The following is a 21,266-nucleotide window of genomic DNA, read 5'->3' on the forward strand; positions in this document are numbered from 1 at the left end:
ACACCCTGATAGAAGAAAAGGAGAAAAACATGAAAATCAAACGGAGTGATTTTTTAAAGCTCATGTCTGTGACCGCTGCTTCGGCAGTTCTGGCGGGCTGCGGCTCGTCTGTCGTAGAACAGGCGGCCCAGAGCACGGCCAATTCCCAGGCTAGCAGTGGGCCGGCCCCGGCGGCTGAGCTGGATCTCAGCGAGAACATCGCCCTGAAAATCAACTATGCTGCGGGCAACAAATCCCGGACCATCACCTATAACCAGGAGTCTCCCTTGAATCTGCCCGACGGCACCAATGTCACCGCCGGTATGCTCAAGCCGGTGTGGAGCCACCTGCAGCAGGTGCTGAATGTGACCATCACCGATGTCACCACCCAGGACCAGAAGGCTACCGAGATGATCGATACCGCCTCCACCACCAACTTTGCAGAGGCAAATATTTTTGGCGGTAACTCCATCGCAGATGATCTGATGTACTATGGCACCGAGGGCAAATTTGTCAATCTGAGCCAGATGATGGATCAGGGTTACCTGCCCAATTTCCAGAATTATTTGGACGAGAATCCTGACGTTCGACGTGCAATCACCGCATACGACGGTAACATTTATCACATCCCCTACATTGCAGAACTGAATAACTTTGCTCGCTCGTTCTGCGCCCGCCAGAGCTGGGTCGTGATGCTGCTGGATGTAAACAACGCCCCCTACGACACTGCCACCGAGCTGACCTGCCATTACAAGGGCTTCTATGCTGGCGCAAACGCCCGCTATGGCGCCAACGGCGGCAGCGTGTCTCCCATGGAAGGCGTCACCATTACCAAAAAGACCGATCAGAACATTGTGGAGTTGCAGAACGCCCTCTCGGTGAAAAACGGCGAAACTCTGACCAAGACCTTTATCCAGTACATCAAGGACAACTACGACTACGCTTCTCCCTCCGAGCTGTTCCTGGGCGAGAAGGCCGCCTACGACATCGACGAGCTGGTGGCCCTGATGCGCTGCATCAAGGCAAACCCCGGCTACCTGACCGACGGAAGAGCGGATACGGTCTGGCCCATGTTCACCCGTCAGTCCAGCTATCGGGAGGATCTGCTGCGCCTTAGCACCTATTTTGACGGCGTGAAAGCACACAGTGCGGACTCCTACACCGCTCGCTGGTACATTGATGCAGATAATAATGTGCAATACACCTACTCCACCGAGGGCATGTACAATGTGCTGTGCTATCTGTCTGATATGGAGGCCGAGGGTCTGATCTACTCCGATTGCTATGACCTGACCAACAAGACCAACTTCCGCAGCACTCTGTGGGGAACGGATTCCAGTGACGCGCCTTCCTTTGGCTTCATCACCTTCGACTGGCAGGCATCCTCCACTGCGGACTCGCTGAACAGCGATGTTGTGGTGATCCTGCCGCCGGTCGCCAAGGTGAACGGCGTGTGGCAGTACTACATCGACAACGGCCGCGCCATCAAACCCGACGGCTGGGCAATTTCGGCAGCGGGCTGCACGGACGAAAAGACTCTGCGCCGCGCCTGCGCTCTGTTTGACTACTTCTTCACCGAAGAGGGTTCCACGCTCCAGAACTACGGCCTGCCGATGAACTTGGAGGAGAACGGCAGCTACCAGGGTCCGGATGGGACCTCCTATCCCAAGTTTAACCAGTGGATGGTGGACACCTGCAATGCGGTGGCCAAGGGTGACTTGTCCACTTTTTTGCGAGACTGGATGGGCAGCCTGATCCCCATTGGATACCAGAAAGACATCGGCTTTGAGTACCAGTATACTTCCGAGCGCGGCTTTGAGGGCTGGGTGCTGCTCCAGGGTTCCACCACGACCTTTGCAACCTACGCCGGCGAGGGCCCCAAGGGCGACAACCCCAATTATTACAAGATGATTCCGCCGGTCTTCTCCCTGACGCTCCGGCAGAAAGAGACGATCTCTGAAACCACTGCCATGGATGAAGATGACGTCGTGGAAAAGATGTTTAACATCGTACGGTACAAGACCCGCAACAATCCCCCGCAGGGAATTACGATTCCGGCCAATTATGAGGAGTATCTGGCACAGTTCGAGGCGCGCAATCTCGCGGACTATGTTGTGGCCTACCAGCAGGCCTATGCAGCGATGCAGGCCGCAAACTGAACTCTGCAAACTGTATTCGGGGCAGGGCCTTTGGAATACAGAATTAGGAGGAACTTATGAGAAAACTTTTCAAAGGGCAGCGGATCCTTTCTGTGCTGTATATTCTGGCTTCCATCGGAATGTTTCTGTTTGCCCTGGCCTTTATGACGGAATATAGTGATTTGTTTGGACTGAAACTGCCGCAGAACCAAGAAATCGCAATGTTCCACGACGTGATCCTTCAGACGTTTAACCGCCAGATTTTTGCCTGGTCGCTGGTGGGTGTGATCGGGATTGCTCTGATCGTTTTTCTGGAGATTCTGTCTTGTGTTCCGGATCGTTTTGCATTGGTTGTAATGTTGCTGCTGATGGTTGCCTGCTGTTATGGCGCAGCCAACTCGATCATGAATTTACAAGCAATTTCTGTTTACTATCAGGGATTGGATTTTCAGTACCTGTCTCTGGAGGGGCTTGAAAACTATCAGCTGCAGTTTACAACATTCCGGCTTGGAGTGGTGTTTAACGCACTTTACATCTTGGTGTGCGGCGCATTGGCGATCGATTTGACTGCGAGCCATTTGACATTTGTCCGCTTGAAAAAGGAGGGTGTTTGAGTATGCTGAAATCCATTCCTCCCGAAGAAAAGAAAACCTATGTGACGCTTTATAAAACGAACGGCTATTCTTACACCATGACGCTCCTGGCGATCATTGCCGAGTTTGTATATGTCACCACGATTTTGGATTCGATGCCCGTTAATTTCTGGATGGGTTTAACGGTCATCATGAATATCTTCGTGCTGTTTCTGGTATTTACTTGTGCAGTGAAGATCAATGTGTACAGTTCGCGATGGGCCGTGATCACACTGGCCGTTGGGGTGTACTTCCTTGTGAGGCAGTTCTTGATCGTGCCGGTATTTCTCCAGCCCTATGCACACGAGACGATTCTGCTTGTTTCCAACCTGATCGGATCCGTTCTCTTAATCATCGCAGGAGTGACCGGCACAGCCAAGGCGAAAAAACGCCAGGCTCTCCGGCAGAAGCTCGAGCGTATTGGTTCATAAAATCGGAGGCGTGTAGAGCAAATGGGAAAAATTCAATTCAAAAACGTTAATAAAATTTACCCAAATGGCTTCCATGCCATTCACGACTTTAACCTTACCATTGATGAAGGGGAATTTATCGTGTTTGTCGGCCCCTCCGGGTGCGGCAAATCCACGGTTCTCCGAATGCTGGGCGGTCTGGAGCAAATCAGTTCGGGAGAAGTGATCCTGGATGGAAAAGTCGTTAACAAATGCCCCCCGGTAGAGCGTGATATTGCGATCGTCTTTCAGGATTACGCCCTGTATAGCAACATGTCGGTCTACGAGAATGTGGGCATCAGCATGAAAGTCCAGCACGAAAAGGACACGGTTATCCTGGATAAAGTGCTGGAAGCTGCGGATACGGTTGAAATTACCGAATATCTGAACCGTCTGCCCAAGCAGCTGTCCGGCGGCCAAAAGCAGCGGGTGGCACTGGCCCGTGCCATTGTCCGCAAGCCGAAAGCGTTTCTGATGGACGAACCCTTGTCGAACCTGGATGCCAAGCTGCGAAATTCCACCCGAATCGAGATTGTACGGCTGCAGCAGCGCCTTGGAGTGACAACCATCTATGTTACCCATGATCAGACCGAAGCCATGACCATGGCGGACCGGATCGTTGTCATGAAAGAGGGTGTGATCCAACAGGTGGGTACCCCGCAGGAGATTTACGCCGCTCCGGTCAACCTCTTTGTGGCCAGCTTTATCGGCACACCACAGATGAACTTTATTCCTGGCAAGCTGAGTGAAACCGGCTTTGAAAATGAAAGCTTCCGGCTTTCGCTGCCGGACGCGCTGAAAGCCAAGCTCCGCTCTTCGATCGGGAAAGAGGTTATCCTGGGCTTGCGCCCGGAGGCACTGGCAGTCTCGGAGGGTATCCAGGAGAATACCATCCCGGTGCGTCTGGAGGAAGTGGAGTATATGGGCCGGTACCAGATCGTTCATGCCATGGTTGGAGGCAGTTCACTGGTCCTGAGCGTTCCCTCCGACGTAAAGATCAATCCGGAGTTTTACGTCAGTCTCTCCATGGACAAGGCACATTTCTTTGATGGAGAGACAACCAGGAGTCTGTTGTGCAGAGAGGTGGAGGAAAATCATGCGTAAAGAAACCTCTAAGATCCAGATCACCGCAAAATTGCTGGTGGCTGCAGCGGCAATTGTGCATCTGATTTTCACCTATGTCCACACCAACGCCCTGCTGCTTCTGGAGGATCAAATTTGCGGGTTCATCATGTTCCTGTTTGTATTGCTGGGTCTTGTAACTCTGTTTGAAGCTACCCAGATCCACGGAGAAAGAATCCGAGAAGAGGTATTGACTGCGCTGCTCTGTGTGGGCACCATCGCTCTGGGGATGCAGCTGGTTGGTATCTACCAGCAGGCGATCCAAATTCAGAGCAGCTTGGATGTCGCGGTGGTACAAAAAGCAATTCTGTTCAGTGCGGGCCTGATGACCGCTTTTGGAGCAGCAGGGATTTTGCTGATGGTCGATGCAGTCAAACGTTATTTTGGGAGCGAAAAGGTATGAAGAAGTTCCTGAAGAATTGGTTCACGGACAACCGGAAAGCCGGGCTGATGCGTTGGTGGCTGGCGGGAATGTGCTACTTCATGATCGGCTTTGGAACACAAGTAGGCGGATATTCCAGTCCGATTGATTTCATCTTCTTTTTAGGAGTTGGGATCGGCCTGGTGACAATCGTGGTCTATAACCCGATTGCCTACAATGTATTCCGGCTGACCCGGAATGGAGAGATTTTAAACCACACCTATCGCAACATTTCTGGTGCAAAAAAAGCAGCTCGGAATTTGGTGGAAATAGCCGCCAGCATGATTACAGTAATTTTGGTTTACCTGACCTATCAGAACCTGAATTTGCTGCTCAATCAGATGCTGGAACTCCCGGTTGAAACAGTTCTGATTCCAGGAGAACCTTTTGGCTTTGCAACACTGTATCTGCTGTTCTATACGGTCCTTTCGGAACTGGCTGCAAAGCTGCGGGACCGCAAAAAGAAAAAAGAGGCAAAAGAGTGAAATGAGGCGAGCCATTTGATTTTTATCGGAGACTTGGAACCCTATCGCAAAGAAATTGCGGGAAAGCGAAAAAAACAGTATCAAAGGCTTCTTGAGCAGGCCGATCGCTATAAAACGATGGTCCTGCCTGAGGAACATCCCAAAGAAAGCACAACTTATATGGGCATTGCGATCCCCAATCTGGCGCTGGCCTATTGCCTCAGCGGTGACGAGGAATATCTGCACCAGGCGAAGCGGTTTATCCGCACCGTACTCTCTTATGAAAAATGGGGCAACGCCCATTTGGTGAATGTTGATCTGTCTGCTTCCTGGATCCTGTTCGGGCTGTCACTTGGGTACGACTGGCTCAAGCCCTGGCTCTCCCCTGAGGAGCAGTCGAAAATTTCGGCCAAAATCCGGCATCACGCACAGATCATGCTGGATTACCGGCGCGAGACCCACGGCAAGGGTTGGTCCACCAACTTCTACCAGAACCATAACTGGATCAATATGACAGGTCTCGCCGCTGCGGGTTACGCCCTGCAAGGGGAAGATGAAGCCGCTGCACAGTACATTCAGGAGGCCAAAGAGGACTTTGCGCGGGTGTTCGCGCTGATGCCGGAGGACGGGTCGAACTATGAGGGCGCGACCTACTGGCGCTATGGCGGGATGTGGCTGTTTGTCTATGCCCATCTGCTGAAAGTACAGGAGAGCGTGGATTGGTTCCAGAAGAGCGAATATCTCAAAAATACCTTCTACTACCGGCTTTATCAGTCCTGTGCGGACCTGAAACGCCAACTGAACTATGGGGACTGCCATGACCGGTACAGTTCTCATACAGCCTGTGTGTATTATAAGGTCGCCGCAGAATATGGCGATGGCTACGCACAAAAGTTGGGAAATCTGGTGGTCGATGAGTTTTTGATGGAGGAAGCCCAGAACAGCAAGGTGAAACCCGGGATTCTGCCGGAAGCGGTGTTCGAGTTCTTGTGGTATGCACCCGATGTACCGGAAAAAGATCTCTCCAACCTGCCGCTGGTGCGCTACTTCGATGATCTGGGTCTACTGACGGTTCGCAGCAGTTGGAAACGAGATGCCAAAGTCCTGACTATCAAGTGCAGTCCGCCGGGCGGTATCAAGCAGTGGAGAGAAGGCTGGAAGATTCGGAACGAAGAGGGGATCGAATTGTTCTCCCTGTCCCATCATCATCCGGATAACCTCTCCTACATCTTTACCCGCGGGAGCGATTATTTCACCTGTGAGGATGGATATAACCGCAACCTGATGCCGGACAACCACAATGTTCTGTTGGTGGATGGCCTTTACACCGATGCCGTAGATGTAAACGATGCGTATATGAGCAGCGTCCGGCAGCGTCTGGTGGCGGGCGAGCCCTTCTGCCCCGAACAGTATGCAGGGCGGGTGACCAAATTCCAGACGGAGGGCAGCCTGGTGCTCTATCGCGGCGAGACGGCCGGCGTGTACCCCGCCAAACAGGAAATGCAGGAAGTCAGCCGGGCGCTGATCACCGACGGTCTGCGGTTCTGGGTGTTTGTAGATCTGCTACGCAGCACACAGTCCCACACCTATTCTCTGATCTGCAATACGGACCGAAGGGCGCAGTTGGATGGGCAAACGGCCGTATACCCGCTGATGGGCGGAGAACTGTCTTACCAGGTCTATTCGGACCGGCCTGTCTGCCAAAAGCAGTATCAGCAGCAGGTGGAGAGCGTCATGACCACCCAGGAGCAGGACAAAAAATGCCGGACAGAGATCCAGACCCTGGCAACCTGCTCTTCTGCGCCGGAAAAAGAACAAGTCTTTTTTGAGTGCTTTACCTTCTCGGATGATCCTGTGAAAGTTCAGCACACGGGGCGGTCTCTTTTCCTGGAGTGCGGTGGTTGTTCCTATGAGGTAAAGGTTGGATACTGTGATTCCGCATCCAACACTACACCGATCCAAGTGGTATGTCAATCCAAGACGAAACAGGAATATTCCTTGTAAAAAGGGGTATCCATCACCATAGGAGGGCTTTTGTGAATTATGTAAACGATCGGTTTCAAGAGCTGATGGGGCTGGAGATGAACCAGAAGGCGCTTGAAGTCATGAAGAAAGATGTCGATGCATTTATGCCCGGCTTTTCCGATTCCCCGGAGAAGCTGAGCCGATGGGGTCACCATTACTTCTGCGACGACGATGGCGGCCGCCTGATCTTTGACCTGAACTCGCCGAAGGAACACCGCTGTGTTGTCTGTGGGAAAGTCTATCGGGACGAGACGCAGAACGGCGTTTGGATTACCTTCTATCGCAACCGGGCTGTTGTGATGACTCTGGTTTCTGCCCTGATCTACAAGGCCACCGGCGAGACCAAGTACCGGGATTATGCGGTCCGGGTCATGGAGTTCTACGCAGAGCATTATCAGGAGTTCCAGCTGCACAACAAAGAAAATGTTCTCTGCGAAAGTTACGACAACATGGTGTGGGGCTGCGGTAAGATGATGCCCCAGGGTCTCAATGAGGCGATCGTAGCCATCCGGTTTATCCAGACCATCGAGATTCTGCGAGATGAGCTGGATTCGGCCTGGCTGGAGCGTATCCACCAGAAACTGTTCCGCGAGATGTTCCGCTTGATGGCTCCGCAGGCGGTTGCCATCCACAACATCAGCTGCTGGTCGCTCTCTGCAATCGGTGTTATGGGCTTGGCCATGCACGATCAGGAAATGATCGACTACGCCTTCAAGAGCCAGTTCAATATGCACGAGCAGCTGAAAAAGGGCGTCACCAAGGACGGCTTCTGGTACGAAGGGTCAATTCACTACAACTTCTTCCTCTTGGAGGGCGTTTCCTATCTGTTCCTGTTCAGCAAAATTTACGATTACGATTTTGGTCAGGAAAGCACCGCTATTTTGGAGCGGATGTTTGTGCAAGCGTACCAGTACGCTTTTGACAATCTCTATCTGCCGAATCCCAACGATGGCTGGCCGGATCTGAATCTGAAGACCTTCAGCTATGTTTATCATACGGCAGCCCGGGCCTTTGGCGAGTACAGCCCGGTAGGAAATATCCTCAAAATCATTGAGGCAGATCCCGCGCCGAGAACCACTTTGCCGCTGTCGGAGCCCTATTACTGCTGCGGAACCATCTGCCTGGAGCGGCTGCTGTTCAACATCGATTTCAATTATGCGGACTACAAGCCCGTTCCCCACAGCTCGACGACTTTCCCCACTTCCAACTTTGCTATGCTACGGAACGATTCCTGGAATGTGTTCTTGAAGTACGGCCTGAATGGGCGTTCTCATGCCCACCCGGACATCATGAACGTTGAGGTAATGTACAAAAAGCTTCGCCTGTCTCGGGATCTGTCCAACGCGGGCTATCAGTCGCGGCTATGCAACGAGTGGCACCGTAAAACCTTGGCACACAACACAGTGTGCTGGAACGGAACCGACATTACCTCGGTCGAACCGGGCAAATGCCTGCTGTTTGAGAACGACCGGGTGCGCTGCAAGGCCGAGAACGTTTATGAGGGTATCGACTACACAAGAGAGCTGAAGATCACCGAGAATTCCGTTCTGGATTACTTTCAGGTGGAGGGCAAAACCGGCGTTTACGATTATACCTTCCACTTTGAGCCGGGGATTGAGCTGTCCTGCGACCTGCCGACGGAAGCGGCGGACCTGGGCTTCTCGGAGAACGGCTATCAGCACGTTCTGGAAACCAAGAAAGTTAAAACAGATCAGAACGCTGTGGTTCTGCGGGCTCAGCTTGGGGCAGAGTCGATGCAGGTTCGGGTCGATCTCCAGGAAGGGCAGGAACTGTTCCTGCTGAAAACCAAGGACAACCCCGTGAATCGGATCCGGAATACGGTTTTGATCCGAAGTGTGGGGGACAAGGCTACCTATCAAATGCAGTTAACCGTTTAAGGTTACAATAATTTTTTACTTATGATGGAGGTTTTATTATGAGAGCAGTTATTACTGGTGCAACCGGCGGCATTGGTGGCGCAACCGCAGAGGCACTGGGCCGGGCAGGATACGAGGTCATCATTACCGGCATCGATCTGGAGGCAGGTAAAAAGGTGATCGATAAGCTGGAGAGCCAGGGCATCAAGGTCCACTTCTATGCCTGCGATGCTACCAACGAGGAGCAGGTGAACGAGACCTTCGCCAAGATCGGCGAGGAGTTTGGTTCTCTGGATCTGCTGGTCAACAACGTAGGCGGCCTGGGCGGCCGGCAGCGTGTGTCCGAGATGGAGACCGGCTTTATGCGGAAGGTCATGGCTCTGAACTTTGACAGCGTGTTCTTCAACACTCGGGCCGCCCTGCCCCTGCTGAAGAAGGGCAAGGACGCCTCGATTGTCAACTTCAGCACCATCGCCGTGACCAGTGGTGCCGGCATCGGCGCTTCCATCTATGCAGCTTCCAAGGGCGCTGTCCAGAGCTACACTCGTGCTCTGGCAAAGGATCTGGCCGAGTTCGGCATCCGCGCCAACATGGTCTCTCCCGGTACCATCGACACTGCCTTCCACGCTGCGACTGACCGCGCCCTGGTGGAGAGCTGGAAGGACAGCATCCTGATGAAGCGGCTGGGCGACCCCCGCGAAGTGGCGGATGTGATCGTCTTCCTGGCATCGGAGAAGGCTTCCTTTATCACTGGCGAAGTGATCCAGATCAACGGCGGCCAGGCATTCATCTAAGGCTTCAGGCTGAAAAACTAGAAACAGGGGGTTCCCTATGGTATTGAAATATGAGGACATTCAGCCCACCTGCCCGGCTCCGGGGATCACCCGCCGGATCCTTGCCCATGGCGGCGGGATGATGGGGGTGGAAGCGAGCTTTCAGAAAGGTGCTGTGGGCGAAGCACATCGTCATCCCCATGAGCAGGTGAGTTATATTCTGTCCGGCTGCTTTGAATACGAAGTAGAAGGTCAGAAGTACATCCTGCACAAAGGCGACAGCTATTATGTTGCTCCCGATCTGCTTCACGGTGCAGTGGCCCTGGAAGAGGGCGTAATTCTGGACATCTTTACTCCGCAGCGGACGGATTTTCTCTAAACCGCAGACACTAACAGCAGGGGGCTGGAGCGTGACGTTTACCCCATTGTGCAGTACGAGATCTTTTCCAGTGTTGGTGCGACTTGAGTTGAACTTGAAATAGCACCTGGCTTCCTGGATTTCTTCTCAACACGCAGACACAAAACTCTAATTCTCTCCCAAACAAAATACGAGCATTATCACAAACACTTCTCCTTACATTTGCTTCTTCTCCCTGAAAAAGCCGGTACAGAAGCCCGTCGCCATCGACGCGGGTCTGTACCGGCTTTGTGTGTTTGGTGGAACTTTATAAAATAGCGTGAAGCCAGCCCCGTGCACCCCAAAAGGGCTCAGCGCAAGAGAGCCAGCCCCAAGTTCTGAAAAAGGTGGGAGGGTGGGTGTTCAGATGAAAAGACGCGGATTTTGCCAAAGCATAAACTCCCGGAACGGATGCAAAATGCAGGTTGATTTTTATTTTTGGTACATAAGGTCGTAGGCTTCTTGATGATTTTCCAATACGGTTTCGATCCCCATTTCTTTCAGCTGCCGATAAAACTGGTCAAAGGTATCCAGGCTTTCTACGCCCATCACGTAGCGGTTGAATTGCTGGGTGACATAGGCAGAGACTTCACGCATACAGGGATCAGCCCTCGTAGCCCATGGTAAACCTTTTCTGTTTTACGGCGGTAGTTCTGATTCATTCTTCACAGCTCCTTTGCGCAAGATACAACCATTTATCTTATTATAATAAATCTTTGCGCTGTTTTCAAGAGCAAATACAACAACTATTAGCGATGAAAAAATATACGGCTATATTTCAGTGTGAAGCCTGAATATAGCCGTATTTCTGCTTTATGGAAGATTTAATTGTTCTCCTCAAAGTTCTCGACCTGCTCCATGACTTTTTTGAAAACTTCGGGGCTGTACTGTGTTCAGCTTTTCATTCGGACTGCGACCCAAAAGGAACGCATTGTTGTGGCAAGCAGTGCAGACGTATATACATCTGCTTATTTTGCGTTGCAAAATGCTTGTTGGGGAGTGCCCCAAGCCCCTTTGATCTGCATTTTCCAATGCAGGCTGCGCATCCCTGCGGGACGCTTTTTACCCGGTGATGCTTTCCGGGTCATTGAGAACTTGCATAAGGTGAGAAGCGGCTTCTGCCAGAGAAGCATACTTCATCTGTTCCGGGACAGGCGCATTCAGAAGCGAAATGCCCCATTCCTGCATACATTTCGCAAGCTCCTTCTGCGCCAGCAGTGCAGCCTCCCGGCGCACTTCCGGGGAAGCGTCTGCATCCAGAACGTAGGCAGCATGAAATCCGCCGTTGCGGTCTTCCGTCAATTGCACCATAGAATTGTGGTCAATCCAGAAGTGGCAGAACCAGACCCTGCCGCCGATTTCTTCCATTCCGGAGCGCAGTTCTTCTTCATCGCTCCATTGCGGCACTTCGGAGAGAATACTCTGCAACTGCTCATACGCCTGCTGTTCAGCAGGGGTGACTTTCTTGCAGTGGTATTCCCGCTGAATGGCGCGCTGCCAGTACAGCGCCAGCTTGCCCTGTTTTGCTCGCTCGATTGCATCCTGAACATCAGCTAAAATGTTGTACTGCGGTTCTCTCATTTTGGCACCCCCAAACAATCAACTCTTTAGGAAACAATGCATTCCATAAGAATGATTATAGTCGAAAGGAATGCAAAAGAAAAGCGCACCGGCTAAATTTCAGCCGATGCGCTTGCAAAGTTTGTGGTTTATTCCTCGTTTGTGAGGTAAGGGAGATTGCCGATATAGGTATCCAGCAGATCGAGCGCCGCTTTTTTCTGGACGGGGGTCAAATGTTCCAGCCGCTTGCGGATCTCGTCATCGGTCACATGGGATGCACTGGGGACCAGATCACACAACAATGTGTCTGCGGAAATATTCAGAGCATTCAGAAGTTTAACAATAGTGGCAAGACCGGGTTCCTTTAAGCCACGCTCTACCATGCCGATATAGTTGGAGGAAAGCTCGGATTTTTCCGCAAGCTGTTCCAACGTCAACCCATGCTTTATACGCTGCTCCCGTAGTCGCTGTCCAAAAAGCTCTTTCATAGTGCAACCTCATCCTATCGTGTTCTTTACACTCTATAGGATACCTGCTGGTCGCACCAACATACACAATCCAAAGAGATAAACAATTCCGTTAAAGATTGAATCAACAAAAAAGATTGCCGGAAACCGACCACTCACGGTCAGTTCCCGGCAATCTGCTTTTATCGAGCCTGCTCGTTCTCCTGTGCTGGTTTTTCCTCCGCAAAAAATCGTTCCACATTTTTCTGTGCCCGAACCAGTTCCTGCATCTCGTTCCGTGCCTTGCGGTATTCCGGGTAGGCTGCTTTCTTTTTTGTCAGCAGCTCTGCGAACTCCGCATCCAACGCCTTGACCTTGGGCAATTTTTGCAGCCCGGCTTCGTCAAAGGCAGCTTTCGCCGCCTTGTGCAGAGCAATCTCCTCCCGGTGGGCTTCCAAAAACTTTTTGCTGTATCCCGACTTACGGTAGGCATCATAGACCGGGCGGGTCTTGGCGTAGTTGATGATGTGGGTTTTCAGGACGGCAATCTCCGTCAACCTCGCTTCTGCCGCCTTGATGGAATCTCCCAAGGCATGATACCGTTCCGTTGCCGCCGCTGCACGTTCCCGCAGTTCCTCGGCGCTGCTGATTTTCTGCTCCTGCAAGAACAGCAGAGTCTTAGACATCTCTTTCAGGTTGAACTTCGTTGCCCACTTTTTGTAGCCGACGCTTTTGCCCTCGGCCATTTTTCTCTGAATGTCCACCAGCAACTGGAAGGGCTGTTCTTTGGGCGGCTTCTTCTGGTACGGCTGGTGTTTCGCCCTGCCCTCCAGCACCGCTTTAATCTCGTCCTCGCCATAGCCGATGCCCAGTGTGCGGAAACGGATAAAGCGTTTCTGCCGCACACCCTTCACCGCCGTGTGCTTGCCACGCTTCACCTCATAGCCCTGCTGCTCCAGCTTTTGCAGAAACGCTTCGTAATCCTCCGGCTTTTCTGCAAGGATGGTGTCGATGATTCCGCACAGGCGGTCACGGTTGCTTTCTTTGGGCGGGTAGACGATGCGCTTCTGCCGCTCCCGGTAGGGCTTCTTTTCAATGACGGACAACTGGTGCTCTAAGCAAATCAGGTCACTCAACCGCTGCACTGCCAACGCCGAAAAGAAAAAATCCCGGAACTTTCTGGTGCTATCCATCGCTGTGGAGTTGAAGATCACATGGTTGTGGATATGCGCCCGGTCGGTGTGGGTGGCAACGATAAAGGCGTGTTTACCCTTCAAAAATCGCTCGGCAAACTCGTAGCCGATGCGGTTGGCTTCCTCCGGCGTAACTTCTCCCGGCTTGAAGGATTGCCGCACCTGATAAGCAATCACATCGCTTTTCTGCCTGCGCCCGGTCATCAGTTCATACTGCCGCTTGGACAGCATAAATTCCTCGTCTGCGGTCAAATGGCTGCACTGGTAGCTGCTGACCAGCGCTCCCCTATTCGTTTTGTCAGGATTCTTCGCATAGTCCGTGCGGCTTTTCAGACAGGCCGCAACCGACTTGCCTTTGTTTTTGTGCAGCGCAATCAGCCGTGTTGCTGCCAGCATCATCACCCCCTATTGAAAAGAAAAAATGCCGCACATCGGCGGCATCGAGATCATTTGGATAATTTTTCGTAATCGGCAGCACCTGCCAGATACATCGCCTTGTAACGGGCACATTCCAGCTCGTTGCAGATTCCATCTAAGACAAGGTATTGCTTCCATGCTTCTTGGCTGATGACGCTCTGCAGGGCTTTTTCAGCCGCTATTTTGGCTTTTTTCAGCCGCCGATAGTTTTCATTCTCACCCAGCATTTCAGAAAAAATCGTGCTGCTGTGCTCAGAATAGTATTCCTCTATCTTCTGGTTTTCCATAGCACCCCTCACAATCCGGCAACCCAGCCACTAAAACGTTCTGCTGCATCTGCAATCAAAGCGCCCATAAAAATCAACACAAAGCATCCAAACTCTGCTACCAGCAAAATCAAAAATTGCAGCCACTCCCGGCAGTACAGCGTATAAAGACCGCAGCCGAAAACATACAGCATGGGCAGAGCCAGCACAAACGCCGACAGGTTCAGCGTCCATTTCAGCATCAGCGCAAGGAAAGCCGTAAGCAGCCAAAACGGGAAAACGATCATCTTAAAAACGAACCTCATATCTAGCACCCGCCTTTCTTTCACCCCGATTATAAAGGTATCAACGATTGCTTTGCAAGGATGTCAACCCTTATGTAGCCCCGCAGCCCTCCAACTGCGGGGTAAAATTTTAGAGTTCTGCCAATTTGGAAAGGATCTGTCTGCCAATGTCGATCAGCTCATCCAGCCGCTGCCGCAGGTCCTCCATGTCGGTTGCGTAGATTTTGCCGCTCTCATTGGCACGTTTGGCGTACTGGTTCAGATTGTTGCTGCACATCTGCAAAAGATACGACATGCGCCGCAGTTGCGGCAGGTCGAGGTTCAGGCAGTAACCATCCAGTGCCATTTTGCGGATATAGGCACTCAGGCTGCGGATACCCATGCCCAGCATTTTCTCATAGATGCGGTTCTTCTCCGCTTTTGTGGTTCTCAGGATGATGATCTCGTCGCGCTTTTCCCTCACCGGGCATCACCATCCTTGTCGTAATAACTGCGAAAAGGCTTCACCGGCTCCGGCTTATCCGACTTTTCTTCCAGTGCCGCCAGCACCGAGGGGCGGCGAGGGGCATCCTCCTGTTCTTCCTCGTCCTGTTCCGGCTCGTGATTTTTCTCGTCCACATCCAACTGGGCGTTCAGTTCCGCAAGCCGTGCGGACTTCTCTGCCAGTTCTTCCTCCTGCGGAAAGGGTTTCTCCACCTCGATTTGCGCCGCTGCCTGCTGCTGATGCAGGGTGGTCAGCTCGTTTTCTGCGGCGGTGATGCGCTCCGGAAAGCTGTTCAGGGAGTTATCCAGACGAATGATGTTGCCCAGCGGGTCGGTGCCCAGTGCTACCGGGTACCTCCGCTCACCCTTCAGAATCGCCTGATATTCGCTGCGGAAGGTATCGAACCGCAGAGACAACTCAAAGCCCCGGTAGCTGCCGATGACTTTTTCTTCGGCGTTGGGCAGTTCGGAGCAGGCAAGCACCAGACGCTCACCGGCGGTCTTTTTCTCATCGTAGGTCACGCCCTTGATGGTCATGCCGCAGAAACCCTCTTGCACCTGCGGGTGGGCAGCGGCAAGCTGTGCGTCCGCTTTCACCCCAGCAATATAGGCGTTCGTTTCCCGAATGTCAGCCGGGAATTTGGTCAGCAGCTTGTCTTGCAGGCGGAATTTTTGGCTCTGGTGGTCGGCTTTCAGCACCTTCAGCTTGGCGACCTGAACGTCCAAGTCCATCTTCTCTTTGATGAGCGGATTTCCGGCGCACAGTGCCTTGATCTCCGCATAGGAAAGTGCCTGTTCATCTACGTCCTCGCAGGAGCGCACCGGGGACTTGCTGGTCATAATCTGGCTGATAAACCGCTGTTTATTCTCAAGGGTCTGAAAGAGGTAGCTGTCAAACGTCCCTTCCGTGACGTAATTGAACACCTTGACTTCCTTATTCATGTTGCCTTGACGGATGATGCGACCATTGCGCTGGGTCATGTCGCTGGGCTTCCAGCCAACATCCAGATGATGCACCGCCACAAGCCGGGACTGGACGTTGGTGCCCGCTCCCATTTTTGCAGTGCTTCCGAGCAAAACTCGCACATCGCCAGAGCGCACTTTGGAGAACAATGCCGCCTTTTTCGCTTCGGTGTCGGCGTTGTGGATAAACTCGATCTCATTTTCCGGCACACCGGCAGCAACCAACTTCTTGCGAATGTCATCGTAGACGTTGAAGTTACCGTCATTTTTCGGGGTGGAGAGGTCGCAGAACAAAAGCTGTGTCAGCTTCTGATCTTTGCCCTCATCCCAGATCTTCAGCACGTTCCGCACACAGACGTTCAGCTTGCTGTTGGGGTCATCGGGCAGCATGGGGTTCATCAGGCGCACATCCAGACCGATCTTTCTACCATCATTGGTGACGCAGAGCATATTGTCCACGGACGCATCCACCGTGCCGGAGTGGATTTCTGCCGCACGTTTGCTCAGTTCCTGCACCATTTCCTTTTGGATCTCTGAGGGTTTTGCCACCACCGTTTCAAACTTCGCTTCCGGCACAGGCAGGTGGAGCTGGTCGCTGGTTTTAATGTCCGCAACCTCCTTGAACATGGACATCAGTTCCGGGAGATTGAAAAACTTTGCAAACCGGGTGCGGGCACGATAGCCGGTTCCCTCCGGGGCAAGCTCAATGGCGGTGGTTGTCTCGCCAAAGGTGGATGCCCAGCAGTCGAAGTGGGTCAGCTTTTTCTGCTGGAGGGTGCTGTATTGGAGATACCGCATGACCGTGTACAACTCGGTCATGGAATTGCTCACGGGCGTGCCCGTGGCAAACACCACGCCCCGCCCGCCGGTGATCTCATCCAGATAGCGACACTTGCCGAACATATCGCTGGATTTCTGCGCTTCGCTGGTGGATAATCCTGCGACATTCCGCATTTTTGTGGTCAAAAAGAGGTTCTTGTAAAAATGGCTCTCGTCCACAAAAAGCCTGTCAACGCCCAGTTGTTCAAAGGTGATTACATCGTCTTTACGCTCATCGGAGCGCAGTTTTTCCAGCTTGGTTTCCAGCGTTTTCCGGGTCTTTTCCATCTGCTTGATGGAGAAATTCTCACCTGCGTGGACTTTCAGCTCATTGATGGCGGCAAGCGTTTCATAAATTTGCTCCTGAATGATACGTTCCTGCCGCTCAAAGGACAGCGGGATGCGCTCAAACTGGCTATGCCCGATGATGACAGCATCGTAGTCGCCGGTGGCGATGCGGGCACAGAATTTTTTGCGGTTGGCAGTCTCAAAGTCCTTGCGCCGTGCTACCAGCAGCTTGGCATTGGGGTAGAGGTTCAGGAACTCCGAAGCCCACTGCTCTGTCAAATGGTTGGGCACTACGAAAAGGCTTTTCTGGCACAGCCCCAGCCGTTTTGCTTCCATGGCGGATGCCGCCATTTCGTAGGTTTTTCCTGCGCCAACTTCGTGCGCAAGCAGCGTATTACCGCCATAAAGCACATGAGCGATGGCGTTGCGCTGGTGCTCTCGGAGGGTGATCTCCGGGTTCATACCGACAAAATGGATGTGGGAGCCATCGTATTCACGGGGTCTGGTGCTGTTGAACAACTCATTGTACTGTTTTACCAGCGCAATGCTCCGCTGGGGGTCTTGCCAGACCCAGTTGGCAAAAGCATCCTTGATGACCTGCTGTTTCTGTTGCGCCAGCATGGTCTCCCGCTTGTTCAGCACACGCTTGGGCTTGCCCTCGGCATCCTCGATGGTGTCATAGATGCGGACATCTTTCAGATTCAGGGTTTCCTCCAAAATCTTGTAGGCGTTGGCACGGGATGTGCCGTAGGTCTCGGAGGAGATAATATCGCCCCGTCCCGTAGCGGTCTTGCCCTCCACGCGCCACTCTGCGGTATAGGGAGAATAACGCACTTTGACAGCATGGCGCAGATAGTAGGGGATCTGGAATGTCTCGGTCATAAACTTCTGGATAATGTTCGGGTCCAGCCATGTTGCACCCAGCCGCACATCAATTTCAGATGCTTCCAGTTCTCTGGGCTGTGCCTTGGTCAGCGCATCCACATTGACCACAAACTCCGGGTTCGTTTCGGCGGCGAACTGCGCCATTCGCAGCTTTGCCCGGACATCGCCGGACAGGTACTCGTCTGCCATCTGCCAGCCTGCTTCAGGGTCGGTGGGGTCAGCGGCAGGATCTTTGAAGATCACGCCGGAAAGTTCGGTGGTAATGCGCCCGTACTCGCCGGGTGTACCCAACAGTTCTGCCATATAGGGCAGGTCTACTTTACCGTGTTCCCCGATGGACACCGCCAACGCTTCGCTGGGGGTGTCCACGCTGGTAACGGTACGCTCCGGGCGGATAGTGCGCTTGGTGAACATTGCAGCCTTGCTCTTGAGCTGCCCCTGCTCGTCCAGATTTTCCAGCGAGCACAGCAGATAATACGAGGAATCCTGCTCAAACAGCCGCCCGTTTTTGCGGTCGTTCAGCAAGCCGTACTTTGTGGTAAAGGCATCGTAGGCGGCGTTCAAACGCTCCTGCGTTGCCTTGATGTCGGCATCGGGGTAATCCTCCAATTGCTGCTGAATCAGCTCGTTGACGATCTGCCGCAGCTCCACCATGCCGGTGACACGCCCCTTGGCGGTGTCGGACAGCTCCACCTGCGTCATCACGGAGTTTTCCCGGTAGAACACCTCGCCGTCCACCACGGTGTAGGAGAAATTCTTCACCTCCGGGTCGGCCGGGAGAATGTGCTTCTCATTTTCGGCATCCGCAATATCTGGTGTTTCCACCTCAACTTCGGCGTATTGCCCCTCAATATGCTGTACTGCTTCTGCAAGTTGGTCGGCAAGGCTGGTGCCCTCAAGGGGCGCAACGGTCAGTTCCTCTCGTCCGTACTGGGTGCTTTCTGCGGTCAGTTCGCCCAGCACCATCTCCGGGTGCTCAACAAAGTAGCTGTTGACAGCAAAGCCATCATCGGTCTTGCCAAGCTGCATCCATGCAGGTTCAATATCCGCAGGGCGGTCACGCTTCTGCAAAAAGATAATATCGCTGACAACATCCGTGCCTGCATTAGCCTTGAACGCATTGTTGGGCAATCGAATAGCCCCCAGCAAATCGGCGCGTTCTGCCATGTGTTTGCGGGCAGTGCTGTCCTTGCTGTCCATGGTGTAGCGAGAAGTCACAAACGCCACGATGCCGCCCGGACGCACTTGGTCGATGGCCTTGGCGAAAAAGTAGTTGTGGATAGAAAACCCCAGCTTGTTGTACGCCTTATCGTTGACCTTGTACTGACCAAAGGGCACGTTGCCCACCGCCAAATCGTAGAAATCACGGCGGTCGGTGGTCTCAAAGCCAGCCACAGTAATGTCAGCCTGCGGATACAGTTTTTTTGCAATGCGCCCGGTGATGCTGTCCAGTTCTACGCCGTACAAGCGACTGTCCTGCATGGTGTCCGGCAGCATTCCAAAGAAGTTGCCCACGCCCATACTAGGTTCCAGAATGTTACCGCTGTGGAAACCCATGCGCTCCACAGCATCGTAGATACTACGGATGACGGTGGGGCTGGTGTAGTGGGCGTTCAGGGTGCTGGAACGGGCTGCGGAGTATTCGTCCTCGGAGAGCAGCCCTTTCAGTTCGGCGTACTCTTTTGCCCAACTATCTTTGCCGGGGTCAAAGGCATCTGCCAAACCGCCCCAGCCCACATATTGCGAAAGCACCTGTTGCTCCTCGGCGGTGGCACCCCGGTGCTCCTCTTCCAGCTTGAACAGGGTACGGATGGCTTCGATGTTCCGGGCGTACTTCTGTTTTGCTCCGCCCTCACCCAGATGATCGTCCGTGATGTGGAAGTTCCCGGCAGGCTCTGGCGCAGGATGTTCCGCTTCAACTGTGGGTGATTCTGTGCTTATCGTCTGAATTACAATGTCAAACGGCAGATTGTTTTCCTTGGCGGGGTATACGGCAACCGTTTTTTCAGTACGAACTGGCCGGGTAGAATTTGGTTCGTTCTGCCGCAAGCCCTCCTCGAATTGTTGCTTATTGACAACTTCGTTATCCCATGACTGCCCGTGCGCACTGGTGTCGATTCGCACATCCGTTTCACCCACATAGCCAACTTTCCCCTCAATAGTTCGAGTGGGGAGTTCGACCACAACATTGTCACCGATCTTGTAATCGGGCAGGGGGGATTCCATCATATCCTGCTCCTCGTACAACTCCAGGACAAGAGCCAGCGGTTCCTCCCGGAAAACTGGCATCCGCATTTCTGCCAGTGCCACATCCTGCAGGGTCACGCTACCCCTATCATAGTTTACCGTATCCACTCGGAAAGCCCGCCCTTCCATGTGGACGGTGGCACCCAGCGGCAGATAATCCTCCCGGCGCAGATACTTGGTCTGGTGGTGGGTGCCGTCCTCGTTCAGCCCGGCAAGGTAGACGTTCTCGCCGCGCTGCCATAGTTGTTTGGCACGGTACACCCACTGGTTACTGGGAAAGCCGGTGACCGGGACGGTGCCCAGTGCTGTTTCTTTTTCCAGAAGTTTGCCGCCCAGAAGTTCGCAGACCTTCCGGGCATCCTCACCGTAGAACTCATAGTATCCGTTCTGCTCAAAGCCTACCAGCGCATCCGGGTACTGTTCCTTCAGGGCGTTGTACTCGGTGGCGGCATCCAGCGGCAGCGGTGCCGGGCGTTCCTCTGCCTTGCTGTGATAGTGCTCCAGTTCCTCGTCTGTGACGCTGACCAGTTCCGAAAAATCCAGAGCCTCCAATTCGGTTTCGGTCAGATCTTCCAGACTTTCGTACTGGCGTTCATCTATCAGCACCTCGCCCAGATACCGTTCCACCCGGTATCCCACCAAATCTACATTAACTTGAATGGGGATTTCCTCATCGGTGGCGTTGGTGTAGGCAATGCCGATCTTGGTCAGGTCGGAGAAGTCTGGCTCGGAATCGTATTCTTCCTGACAAAACTCCCGGATCAGGTTTTTGGCACGAGCAAGCTCGACATCCGGCTTTGCGCTGACGGGCGAAGGGGGCGTGTAATGCTCCTTTTCTCTATCCGTCAGGTAGCGGTCGGACTGGATCATCAGGTCGATATACTTTTCCACCTGCGCCCATTTCAGGGTGATTTTCTGGTGGTCGGGGTAATGGTCAAATTCCAGCCCCTTCCAGTCGTGGTTCACAAAACCTCTACTGCCGTCCAGAAAATCGTGGGAGTGCCCACCAATGCCGTACTCCTTTGCCAGTGCTTTGGCACGGAGTTTGCGGTCAGGCTGGGTCTGGTACAGCGCCATAATGCGCTGCTTGCCGCCCGTAAATCCCGAACCGTGCCGCCGCAGTTCGTTCTCAATTTCA

18 protein-coding genes are annotated in these 21,266 nt (G+C 53.1%); 10 read left to right on the forward strand and 8 right to left on the reverse strand.

Annotated features, from left to right (window positions below):
- Positions 1-29 precede the first annotated feature (29 nt).
- The 10 genes from I5P96_RS00750 (at position 30) to I5P96_RS00795 (ending at position 10,259) form a co-directional block, all read left to right on the forward strand.
- Positions 30-2,138, forward strand: a complete 2,109-nt coding sequence (locus tag I5P96_RS00750; protein WP_223382748.1) for a hypothetical protein — start codon at positions 30-32, stop codon at positions 2,136-2,138.
- 56 nt (positions 2,139-2,194) lie between these two features.
- Positions 2,195-2,731, forward strand: a complete 537-nt coding sequence (locus I5P96_RS00755) for a hypothetical protein (RefSeq protein WP_118527497.1) — start codon at positions 2,195-2,197, stop codon at positions 2,729-2,731.
- Between the two features lie 2 nt (positions 2,732-2,733).
- Positions 2,734-3,180: a hypothetical protein gene (locus I5P96_RS00760; RefSeq protein ID WP_223382749.1), complete on the forward strand. Its 447-nt coding sequence runs from the start codon at positions 2,734-2,736 to the stop codon at positions 3,178-3,180.
- A 21-nt stretch (positions 3,181-3,201) separates the two neighbouring features.
- On the forward strand, positions 3,202-4,302 hold the full coding sequence (locus I5P96_RS00765) for an ABC transporter ATP-binding protein (RefSeq protein WP_117526704.1): 1,101 nt from the start codon (positions 3,202-3,204) through the stop codon (positions 4,300-4,302).
- A complete protein-coding gene (locus I5P96_RS00770) occupies positions 4,295-4,723 on the forward strand; it encodes a hypothetical protein (RefSeq protein ID WP_223382750.1) in 429 nt (142 codons plus the stop codon). The genes I5P96_RS00765 and I5P96_RS00770 overlap by 8 nt, the downstream gene beginning before the upstream one ends.
- Positions 4,720-5,226, forward strand: coding sequence for a hypothetical protein (locus I5P96_RS00775; RefSeq protein ID WP_223382751.1), 507 nt, complete (start codon positions 4,720-4,722; stop codon positions 5,224-5,226). The genes I5P96_RS00770 and I5P96_RS00775 overlap by 4 nt, the downstream gene beginning before the upstream one ends.
- 159 nt (positions 5,227-5,385) lie before the next feature.
- Positions 5,386-7,209 carry a DUF4962 domain-containing protein gene (locus I5P96_RS00780; RefSeq protein ID WP_223382752.1) on the forward strand — a complete coding sequence of 608 codons (1,824 nt, stop codon included), beginning with the start codon at positions 5,386-5,388 and terminating at the stop codon, positions 7,207-7,209.
- A gap of 32 nt (positions 7,210-7,241) precedes the next feature.
- Complete coding sequence (locus tag I5P96_RS00785) at positions 7,242-9,128, forward strand: heparinase II/III family protein (RefSeq protein WP_223382753.1); 1,887 nt, start codon at positions 7,242-7,244, stop codon at positions 9,126-9,128.
- A gap of 38 nt (positions 9,129-9,166) precedes the next feature.
- Positions 9,167-9,901 carry an SDR family NAD(P)-dependent oxidoreductase gene (locus tag I5P96_RS00790; RefSeq protein WP_117526714.1) on the forward strand — a complete coding sequence of 245 codons (735 nt, stop codon included), beginning with the start codon at positions 9,167-9,169 and terminating at the stop codon, positions 9,899-9,901.
- A gap of 37 nt (positions 9,902-9,938) precedes the next feature.
- Positions 9,939-10,259 (forward strand): cupin domain-containing protein, encoded by a 321-nt coding sequence (locus tag I5P96_RS00795; protein ID WP_117526716.1) that lies wholly within the window; start codon positions 9,939-9,941, stop codon positions 10,257-10,259.
- 450 nt (positions 10,260-10,709) lie between these two features.
- Here the strand turns inward: I5P96_RS00795 and I5P96_RS00800 are convergent, their stop codons facing one another.
- The 8 genes from I5P96_RS00800 to I5P96_RS00835 form a co-directional block, all read right to left on the reverse strand.
- Complete coding sequence (locus I5P96_RS00800) at positions 10,710-10,874, reverse strand: hypothetical protein (RefSeq protein ID WP_223382754.1); 165 nt, start codon at positions 10,872-10,874, stop codon at positions 10,710-10,712.
- Positions 10,875-11,339: 465 nt separating this feature from the next.
- On the reverse strand, positions 11,340-11,858 hold the full coding sequence (locus I5P96_RS00805; protein ID WP_223382755.1) for a hypothetical protein: 519 nt from the start codon (positions 11,856-11,858) through the stop codon (positions 11,340-11,342).
- Positions 11,859-11,986: 128 nt separating this feature from the next.
- A complete protein-coding gene (locus tag I5P96_RS00810; RefSeq protein WP_223382756.1) occupies positions 11,987-12,325 on the reverse strand; it encodes a helix-turn-helix domain-containing protein in 339 nt (112 codons plus the stop codon).
- Positions 12,326-12,486: 161 nt separating this feature from the next.
- Complete coding sequence (locus I5P96_RS00815) at positions 12,487-13,869, reverse strand: relaxase/mobilization nuclease domain-containing protein (RefSeq protein WP_223383768.1); 1,383 nt, start codon at positions 13,867-13,869, stop codon at positions 12,487-12,489.
- Between the two features lie 53 nt (positions 13,870-13,922).
- Complete coding sequence (locus I5P96_RS00820) at positions 13,923-14,180, reverse strand: hypothetical protein (RefSeq protein ID WP_223382757.1); 258 nt, start codon at positions 14,178-14,180, stop codon at positions 13,923-13,925.
- An 8-nt stretch (positions 14,181-14,188) separates the two neighbouring features.
- Positions 14,189-14,464 (reverse strand): hypothetical protein, encoded by a 276-nt coding sequence (locus tag I5P96_RS00825; RefSeq protein ID WP_223382758.1) that lies wholly within the window; start codon positions 14,462-14,464, stop codon positions 14,189-14,191.
- A 109-nt stretch (positions 14,465-14,573) separates the two neighbouring features.
- Positions 14,574-14,906 carry a plasmid mobilization protein gene (locus I5P96_RS00830; RefSeq protein WP_223382759.1) on the reverse strand — a complete coding sequence of 111 codons (333 nt, stop codon included), beginning with the start codon at positions 14,904-14,906 and terminating at the stop codon, positions 14,574-14,576.
- A complete protein-coding gene (locus tag I5P96_RS00835; protein ID WP_411703352.1) occupies positions 14,903-21,205 on the reverse strand; it encodes a DEAD/DEAH box helicase family protein in 6,303 nt (2,100 codons plus the stop codon). The genes I5P96_RS00830 and I5P96_RS00835 overlap by 4 nt, the downstream gene beginning before the upstream one ends.
- Between the last annotated feature and the right edge of the window lie 61 nt (positions 21,206-21,266).

The organism is Faecalibacterium prausnitzii, assembly GCF_019967995.1.
Classification (GTDB): Bacteria; Bacillota; Clostridia; order Oscillospirales; family Ruminococcaceae; genus Faecalibacterium; species Faecalibacterium prausnitzii_E.

Bases quoted from the DNA above. Each gene is read 5' to 3' on its own strand.
- I5P96_RS00805 (WP_223382755.1), bottom strand. From the start codon at position 11,858: ATGAGAGAACCGCAGTACAACATTTTAGCTGATGTTCAGGATGCAATC.
- I5P96_RS00750 (WP_223382748.1), top strand. From the start codon at position 30: ATGAAAATCAAACGGAGTGATTTTTTAAAGCTCATGTCTGTGACCGCT.
- I5P96_RS00760 (WP_223382749.1), top strand. From the start codon at position 2,734: ATGCTGAAATCCATTCCTCCCGAAGAAAAGAAAACCTATGTGACGCTT.
- I5P96_RS00795 (WP_117526716.1), top strand. From the start codon at position 9,939: ATGGTATTGAAATATGAGGACATTCAGCCCACCTGCCCGGCTCCGGGG.
- I5P96_RS00825 (WP_223382758.1), bottom strand. From the start codon at position 14,464: ATGAGGTTCGTTTTTAAGATGATCGTTTTCCCGTTTTGGCTGCTTACG.
- I5P96_RS00810 (WP_223382756.1), bottom strand. From the start codon at position 12,325: ATGAAAGAGCTTTTTGGACAGCGACTACGGGAGCAGCGTATAAAGCAT.
- I5P96_RS00780 (WP_223382752.1), top strand. From the start codon at position 5,386: ATGGGCATTGCGATCCCCAATCTGGCGCTGGCCTATTGCCTCAGCGGT.
- I5P96_RS00765 (WP_117526704.1), top strand. From the start codon at position 3,202: ATGGGAAAAATTCAATTCAAAAACGTTAATAAAATTTACCCAAATGGC.
- I5P96_RS00755 (WP_118527497.1), top strand. From the start codon at position 2,195: ATGAGAAAACTTTTCAAAGGGCAGCGGATCCTTTCTGTGCTGTATATT.
- I5P96_RS00775 (WP_223382751.1), top strand. From the start codon at position 4,720: ATGAAGAAGTTCCTGAAGAATTGGTTCACGGACAACCGGAAAGCCGGG.
- I5P96_RS00820 (WP_223382757.1), bottom strand. From the start codon at position 14,180: ATGGAAAACCAGAAGATAGAGGAATACTATTCTGAGCACAGCAGCACG.
- I5P96_RS00835 (WP_411703352.1), bottom strand. From the start codon at position 21,205: ATGGCGCTGTACCAGACCCAGCCTGACCGCAAACTCCGTGCCAAAGCA.
- I5P96_RS00770 (WP_223382750.1), top strand. From the start codon at position 4,295: ATGCGTAAAGAAACCTCTAAGATCCAGATCACCGCAAAATTGCTGGTG.
- I5P96_RS00790 (WP_117526714.1), top strand. From the start codon at position 9,167: ATGAGAGCAGTTATTACTGGTGCAACCGGCGGCATTGGTGGCGCAACC.
- I5P96_RS00800 (WP_223382754.1), bottom strand. From the start codon at position 10,874: ATGCGTGAAGTCTCTGCCTATGTCACCCAGCAATTCAACCGCTACGTG.